7 protein-coding genes and 1 riboswitch are annotated in these 6,665 nt (G+C 74.7%); of the genes, 3 read left to right on the top strand and 4 right to left on the bottom strand.

The genetic code is table 11. From position 1 onward, the window contains the following. The 3 genes from JJ683_RS18355 to thiO all read right to left on the bottom strand — a co-directional run. The coding region (locus JJ683_RS18355; protein ID WP_242474855.1) for a thiazole synthase at positions 1-679 on the bottom strand (679 nt) is incomplete at its 3' end. A 100-nt stretch (positions 680-779) separates the two neighbouring features. Further along, entirely contained in the window at positions 780-977 is a 198-nt protein-coding gene (gene thiS / locus JJ683_RS18350) for a sulfur carrier protein ThiS (RefSeq protein WP_200176239.1), read from the bottom strand. Positions 978-1,023: 46 nt separating this feature from the next. Beyond that, positions 1,024-2,232 (bottom strand): glycine oxidase ThiO, encoded by a 1,209-nt coding sequence (gene thiO / locus JJ683_RS18345; protein WP_307811049.1) that lies wholly within the window; start codon positions 2,230-2,232, stop codon positions 1,024-1,026. After that, positions 2,226-2,338: riboswitch (TPP riboswitch) on the bottom strand. (Overlaps the previous gene by 7 nt.) 24 nt (positions 2,339-2,362) lie before the next feature. Between thiO and thiE the strand changes: the two genes are divergently transcribed. Both thiE and JJ683_RS18335 read left to right on the top strand, forming a co-directional pair. Continuing rightward, entirely contained in the window at positions 2,363-3,055 is a 693-nt protein-coding gene (gene thiE, locus JJ683_RS18340) for a thiamine phosphate synthase (RefSeq protein WP_200176236.1), read from the top strand. A gap of 71 nt (positions 3,056-3,126) precedes the next feature. Further along, positions 3,127-4,128, top strand: coding sequence for an alpha/beta fold hydrolase (locus tag JJ683_RS18335; RefSeq protein ID WP_200176235.1), 1,002 nt, complete (start codon positions 3,127-3,129; stop codon positions 4,126-4,128). Positions 4,129-4,147: 19 nt separating this feature from the next. Here the strand turns inward: JJ683_RS18335 and JJ683_RS18330 are convergent, their stop codons facing one another. Next, positions 4,148-4,984: an NUDIX hydrolase gene (locus JJ683_RS18330; RefSeq protein WP_200176234.1), complete on the bottom strand. Its 837-nt coding sequence runs from the start codon at positions 4,982-4,984 to the stop codon at positions 4,148-4,150. Between the two features lie 240 nt (positions 4,985-5,224). Between JJ683_RS18330 and JJ683_RS18325 the strand changes: the two genes are divergently transcribed. Then, positions 5,225-6,550, top strand: a complete 1,326-nt coding sequence (locus JJ683_RS18325) for a GlnX family signal transduction membrane protein (RefSeq protein WP_200176233.1) — start codon at positions 5,225-5,227, stop codon at positions 6,548-6,550. Positions 6,551-6,665: the final 115 nt, after the last annotated feature.

Genomic DNA, 6,665 nt, shown 5'->3' with positions numbered 1-6,665 from the left:
CCCAGAACCGCCGGGGCACCCGGCCGGCCCGGCGCGCCAGGCGACCCGCGCGCACCGCCGCCGCCATGGCCGCGGCCATCGTCTCCGGGTCGTCCGCGCGGGTGACGGCGGTGGCCAGCAGCACCGCGTCGCAGCCGAGTTCCATGGCCAGCGCCGCGTCGCTGGCGGTGCCGATCCCGGCGTCGAGGATCACCGGCACGCCCGCGTGCTCGACGATCATCGCGATGTTGTGCGGGTTGGAGATGCCCAGACCCGTGCCGATGGGCGCGCCCAGCGGCATCACCGCCGCGCACCCGGCGTCCTCGAGACGGCGGGCCAGGACCGGGTCGTCGTTGGTGTAGGGCAGCACGACGAAACCCTCGTCCACCAGCTGCTCGGCGGCGGCGACCAGCTCGATCGCGTCGGGCAGCAGCGTGCGCTCGTCGGCGATCACCTCCAACTTGACCCACTCGGTGCCCAGCGCCTCGCGCGCCAGGCGGGCCGTGAGCACCGCCTCGTCGGCGCCGCGGCTGCCCGCCGTGTTCGGCAGCAGGGCGATGCCCAAGCGCCGCAGCAACTCCAGCACGCCGGTCCCCGCCTGCGCGTCCACCCGCCGCAGGGCAACCGTCGTCAGCCCCGTACCCGACGCCACCAGCGCACGCTCCAGCAGGTCCAGGTTGGCCGCGCCGCCGGTCCCCATGATCAGGCGCGACGGCAGCTCCCGGCCGGCGATCACCAACGGATCCCCGCCGGTGGCATCCGCGCGCGGCTCGGGCGTCCGGGGCCCGGTTACCTCGGCACTAACCACCCTGCACCGCCGTGAGCACCTCGAAACCGTCGCCGTCGGCCACCGGCGCGTCCCACGCCGACTTCGGCAGCACTATCCCGTCACGCGCCACCGCCACCCCGGAATCAGGCAGCCCCAGCCTGTCCAACAGCCGGGCGACCGTGCACGGCTCCGGCACCTCGTGCGCATCACCATTGACCTGTACCTGCATTTTCGCCTCTTTCGTCAGACCATCGCCGGTCCACTGCGGGGCCGGCTCATCCCGCTTCCCGGACCCCGCCCGGGCCATTCCCGTCCTGCCGCAGCCCGCCCTGGCGCAACCCATCCCACCGGAAACGCTGCGGTCCCAGCCCGTCCGTCTCCGCTAGCGGCGCGCCAGCGAGCTCCGCCAGGACTGCGTCGGCGGTGACCGCGGTAAGCAGCACGCCGTTGCGGCCGTGCCCGCATGCCGTGATGATCCGCGGCCCTCGCCCGCCCGCCGCGGCACCCTCCACTGTGCCGATGACCGGCAGGTTGTCCGGCGTCATCGGCCGCAGCCCCGCCATGGCGTCCACCAACTCGTACTCGGCGATCGACGGCAGGATGGTCTGTGCGTCGGCGATCAGGTCGCGCACGCCTCCGACGGTGACGGCCCGATCCTCGCCGTGCTCGTACATCGTCGCGCCCACGACCAGCCCGTCGGCCCGTGGCACCAGGTACACGTGCCGCCCGTGCACTCCCGCCCGCACCGTGAACGGCGGTGGCGGCGGAACCGTGGGCGGGCGCCGCAGCCGCAGGATTTCGCCCTTGACCGGCCGCACGGGCAGCCCCGGCAGCAGCGCGGCCGCGTCCGTTCCGGCCGTCACCACCACGTGATCCGCATCCGCATCGACGATCGACGCGCACCGCGCCGCCACCGGGACCGCGCCGGAATCCACGGCCGCGCGCCGCAACGCCCGCAGCAGGGCACGGTTGTCCACCGCCAGCTCCCCGGCCAGCCACAGCCCGCCGCGCAGGTTCCGGGCCAGCGCGCGGTGACGCCCGCGGACCTGGGCGCGCGTGAGCGGCTCCGCCTGCGCGTCCGCCGCGCCGTCCGCGTCGCCCAGCCAGGCGCCCACTGTGCGCAGCTCGTCCGCGTCGGCGCCGTCCGCCCCCACCATGAGGGTGCCGCGCGCGCTGATCACGTCGACCCCGGTCTGCTCACGCAGCTCGCACGCCATGCGCGGCCACCGGGCCAGCGACGCCGCGCCGAGCTCCAGCACGCGATGCTCCCCCGGCCGACCCTCGCTGTAGGGGGCGAGCATGCCGCCCGCCGCCCACGACGCGCCCGTCTGCGCCGCGCCGGGCGCCAGGAGCGGGTCGAACAGCCGCACCGCATACCCGGCGCGGGCCGCGCGCCACGCGATGGCCGAGCCGACGACGCCGGCGCCCACCACGTCGACCCGCGCGCCGCCCGCTCCGCGTGCAATGTCGGGTGCCGAATCCACAGTCATCCACCTTCCCGCGCCGGCATGATCCGGATCAGGTCCGACGGTCAGGGCGGGCGCGCCCTTTCTCAGCCCCACGATCCCGGGGACTCCCGTGTGTGCCTCCACCGTAGCCGCTACGGTCGGAGTCATGAACGCAGCGCCCGGCCATCCGCGGTCCCGCCACCCCCGCGATCAGCTGGACCGGGCGCGGCTGTACCTGTGCACCGACGCGCGCCGCGATACCGGCGACCTGGACGAGTTCGCCGACGCCGCGCTGCGCGGGGGCGTCGACGTGATCCAGTTGCGCGACAAAGGCTCGGAGGGGGAGGCAGAGCACGGCCCGCTCGAGGCGCGCCAGGAGCTCGCCGCCCTCGCGGTCCTGCGGGCGGCCACCCGACGCCACGGCGCGCTGCTCGCCGTCAACGACCGCGCGGACATCGCCCTCGCCTCGGGGGCCGACGTGCTGCACCTGGGCCAGGACGACCTCCCCGTCCCCCACGCCCGCCGGGTGGTGGGCGACAGGATGCTCATCGGCCGGTCCACGCACGACGCCGCGCAGGCGCAGGCCGCCGGCGCCGCCCCCGGCGTCGACTACTTCTGCGTCGGCCCCTGCTGGCCCACCCCCACCAAGCCGGGCCGCGACGCCCCGGGGCTGGATCTGGTGCGCACCGTGGCGGCCGAAGACCAGCCCAAGCCGTGGTTCGCGATCGGCGGCATCGACGGCACCCGGGTCGCCGCAGTACGCGAGGCGGGAGCGCAGCGCATCGTCGTCGTCCGCGCCGTCACCCGGGCCTCCGACCCGGAGTCCGCCGCCCGCACGCTGCGCTCGGCGCTCGCGTGACCGCCGGCGCAGGGCCGGACGCAGGGGCAGGGCAGGACGCAGGAGCAGGGCCGGACGCAGGCACGGCCTGGATGCGCCGTCACGGTGCCGTCGCCCACAGCTTGCCCGTGGACGGCGGCACGCTGCACGCCGTGGAGATCCCCGTGGCCGAACTGCGGGGCGTCCCGGTCGTGTTCTGCCACGGCTTCCCGGGCTCCTGGTTCAGCTGGCGCGCGCAGCTGCCCGCGCTCGCCGCGCAGGGGCGCCGCGCCATCGCCCTGGACATGCGCGGATACGGCGCGTCGCTGCGCCCCACCGACGTGGCCGCCTACGACCGCCGCACCACCGTGGCGGACATGGCCGCCGTGCTCGACGCGCTGGGTATCGACCGGGCCGTGTTCTCCGGCCACGACTTCGGCGCCGCGCTGGCCTGGGACCTGCCGCTGTGGATGCCGGACCGGGTTGCCGGCCTGGCGCAGCTGGCGGTGCCGCGGCTGCCCCGCTCACCGCTGCGCCCCTCCGACGCGTTCGCGATGCTCGCCGAGCAGCACTTCTTCCACCAGCACTACTTCCAGGCGCCCGGGGTGGCCGAGGCCGAGCTGGATGCCGCGCCCGCCGAGTTCCTGCACCGGCTGATGTACGCGCTGTCCGGCCAGGGCGACTACTACGCGTGCTGGCGCCGTCCCAGCACCGACGAGGACGGTGCTGCCACCGGCTACATCGCATCGCTGCCCGCGGCACCCCCGCTGCCTTGGCCGTGGCTGACCGCCGACGAGTTCGCCTTCTACGTGGACGAGTTCACCCGCTCCGGGTTCACCGGCGGACTCAACTGGTACCGGGCGCAGGACCTGGCCTGGGAGCAGAACGAGCCGCACGACGGGGCACAGATCACGGTGCCGACCGCCTTCATCGCCGGCGCGGACGACCCGGTGCTGACCATGCTGGGGACGCGGTGCCTGGACAAGATGGCGGCCACGGTGCCCGGCCTCGCCGTGCAGGAGATCCTGCCCGGCGCGGGGCACTTCGTGCAGATGGAGGCCGCCGGGGACGTCAACCGCATCCTCGACGGGTTCCTGCAGGAGCACGTCGACTAGGCGGATCCGCCGTGCACGCTCACAGCCAGCCGAGCACCCGCCCCGGACTGATCACCTCGGCGTCCGCGGGCAACCGCGCCCGCAGCCCCCGGTCCGCGGTGACCACCGCGGTGACCCCGTCCCACATCCCCGCGGCGCACTGCGCGATGGTGTCGTCGCCGCTGCCCGGAGCACGTTCGACGTCGATGGAGTCGCGGTCTCCGGCGGCACGCGCCTTGCCCTCGGTCACGGCGATCACCTGCGTCGTCCAGCCGAAGCCCGCCGACCCCAAAGGGACAGTGCGCGGCACGCCGCCCTCCAGCGCGTCGAGCATCCGCTCCGCCGCGCCGGCCCGGTCGCGCCACCAGCCGTCGGGCCGCGACCCGACGAGATTGGCCATATCCACGATCAGCCGCAGCGGCCGCGTGCGCAGCCCGGGCCAGGCGTCGTCGAACGCATGGTGCAGCAGCATCCCCGCCACGTCGCACTCCGGCACCCACGCCAGCTCCAGGCTCTCACGGTTGGCCACGGTGGACAGCGGCTCGTCGGCGTCCGCCACCACGGTGGTGTAGGACCAGGTGGCGTCGTCACCGGCCGTGCGCAGGTCCGCGCGCACGGCGATCCGCCCGGCCGGCAGCCCGCACTCCTCGTGCGCCTCACGCACGGCCGCCGCCACCGCGTCCTCGTGGCTGTCGCGGGCGCCGCCCGGGATGGACCAGGTGCCGCCCTCGTGGCTCCATGCGGCCCGGTGCTGCAGAAGCACGTGCGGGCTTCCCCCATGCCCAGGCGCCCGCAGCAGCAGCCCGGCCGCACCGTGGCGGCCCCAACGCCGCCGTCCGTCCGGGCCGATCGCCCACCCGTCGCCGTCTCCACGCATCGTCCGCACACCTCCGCAGGTTCCCCGGCCAGCGTAGGCGGCGGCCACGGGTTCCGCCGTAGTCGGCCTGGACGGACGTCGGGCAGGATGACCGGGCGCCGCGCCGTGCGGCATCGTCAGGGACCTGCCTCCGCGCAACCGGCGGTCTTCTATCCTCATCGTGACGAAGCACAACGCGACGAATCGAGTCGTGGCGGAAGACTCAGTGCAGAACGACTGGTCGACATGGGGAGCGGGCACGTGTCAGTGGACGGCGGGGTACGGCTGCGGGGTCGACGCGGCGCTGCGGCGGCCGTGGTCGAAGACGCGCTGCTCACGCGCGCCGGACACTGGCGCGACCAGGCACTGTCCACGCCGGGACGGCTGGCCGCGATCGGGCTCGTGCTGGTGCTGTTGGCGCTGGCCTCCGGCGCGGCGACCGGGCTGGCCGTCGGCGCCCGCGACACGCGCATCGACACGCTGCGCGGCAGTGCCGACCCGCTCGCCAACGCCGCGCAGGACCTTTACTCGTCGCTGTCGATCGCCGACGCCTCCGCCTCCACCGCGTTCCTCGCCGGCGGACTGCAGCCTCGGGTGATGGTGGACCGCTACGACTCCGCGGTGGCCGCCGCCAGCGCCGCCCTCGCCACCGCCACGATGGGGGTGGGCGACGACGACACCACCGCCCGTGCGCTGTTGGCGTCGCTGTCCGCCGGGCTGCCCATCTACACCGGCCTGATCGCCACGGCCGGCGCCAACAACCGCGCCGGCAACCCGGTGGGCGTCAACTACCTGGGCGAAGCCTCGCACATGATGCAGACGCAGCTGCTGCCCGACGCGCGGCGGCTGTACTCGGAGCAGTCGGCGGCGGTGGTCGACCTGGAACACCGCAATGCCTCTGTGGACTGGATGCCGCTGTTCATCATCGCCCTCACCCTCGTCCTGTTGGTGGCGTTCCAGGTCTACCTGGCCCGCCGCAGCAACCGACGGCTCAACTTCGGGCTGGTGACGGCCACCGTCGCGATCGCGTTGATGTTCGCCTGGGCGCTCGTCGCCGGTCTCGTGTCCGCGTCGTTCAGCCAGCGCGCGGCCGCCGAAAGCACCGGCCCGCTCTCGGTGATCACCACCGCGCGCATCGCCGCCCAGCAGGCGCGCACCGACGAGACGCGCAACCTCTTGGCCCGCGGGGACGATTCCGCGATCCCGCAGACGTTCGACCAGCGCATGGTCACCATCGAGGACGCGTTGGACGAGGACGACGGCGGCACCGATTCCGGCGCGCGACGCAATCTCGACGCGTGGCAGGCCGCCCACGGCGAGATGCGCCACCACCTCGCCCGCGGCGACTACGCGGGAGCCGTGGACGTCGCGATCGGCACGGACGGGACGTCGTCGGGCACGCAGTTCGTGGCGCTCGACGCCAAGCTTGAGGACCGCATCGGCGAACTGCGCGCCCGCGGCCAGCGGCTCGTCGACGACTCGGCCCGCGCCACCGGTTTCCTCGCCGTCGGATCCGCGATCCTCGCCGGCGTGGCCGCGCTGGCGATCATCTTCGGCCTCCGCCCGCGGCTGAGCGAGTACCAATGAGCATGCGCCGCATCGTATGTGCCGCCGCCGTGGCGCTGGCGCTCGCCGCCGGCGCCTGCGCCTCGCCCGCCGTCGCGCCGTCGGTCACGCCGCAGCCCGGCGGCCCGCCGTTGCC

This window comes from Tomitella cavernea (assembly GCF_016599145.1).
GTDB lineage: Bacteria > Actinomycetota > Actinomycetes > Mycobacteriales > Mycobacteriaceae > Tomitella > Tomitella cavernae.
This window is presented reverse-complemented; position numbering and strand designations above follow the sequence as displayed.

What these genes read in the sequence shown, in the direction of transcription:
- JJ683_RS18335 (WP_200176235.1), top strand. Translation starts at nt 3,127, where the DNA reads ATGCGCCGTCACGGTGCCGTCGCCCACAGCTTGCCCGTGGACGGCGGC.
- thiS (WP_200176239.1), bottom strand. Translation starts at nt 977, where the DNA reads ATGCAGGTACAGGTCAATGGTGATGCGCACGAGGTGCCGGAGCCGTGC.
- thiE (WP_200176236.1), top strand. Translation starts at nt 2,363, where the DNA reads ATGAACGCAGCGCCCGGCCATCCGCGGTCCCGCCACCCCCGCGATCAG.
- JJ683_RS18330 (WP_200176234.1), bottom strand. Translation starts at nt 4,984, where the DNA reads ATGCGTGGAGACGGCGACGGGTGGGCGATCGGCCCGGACGGACGGCGG.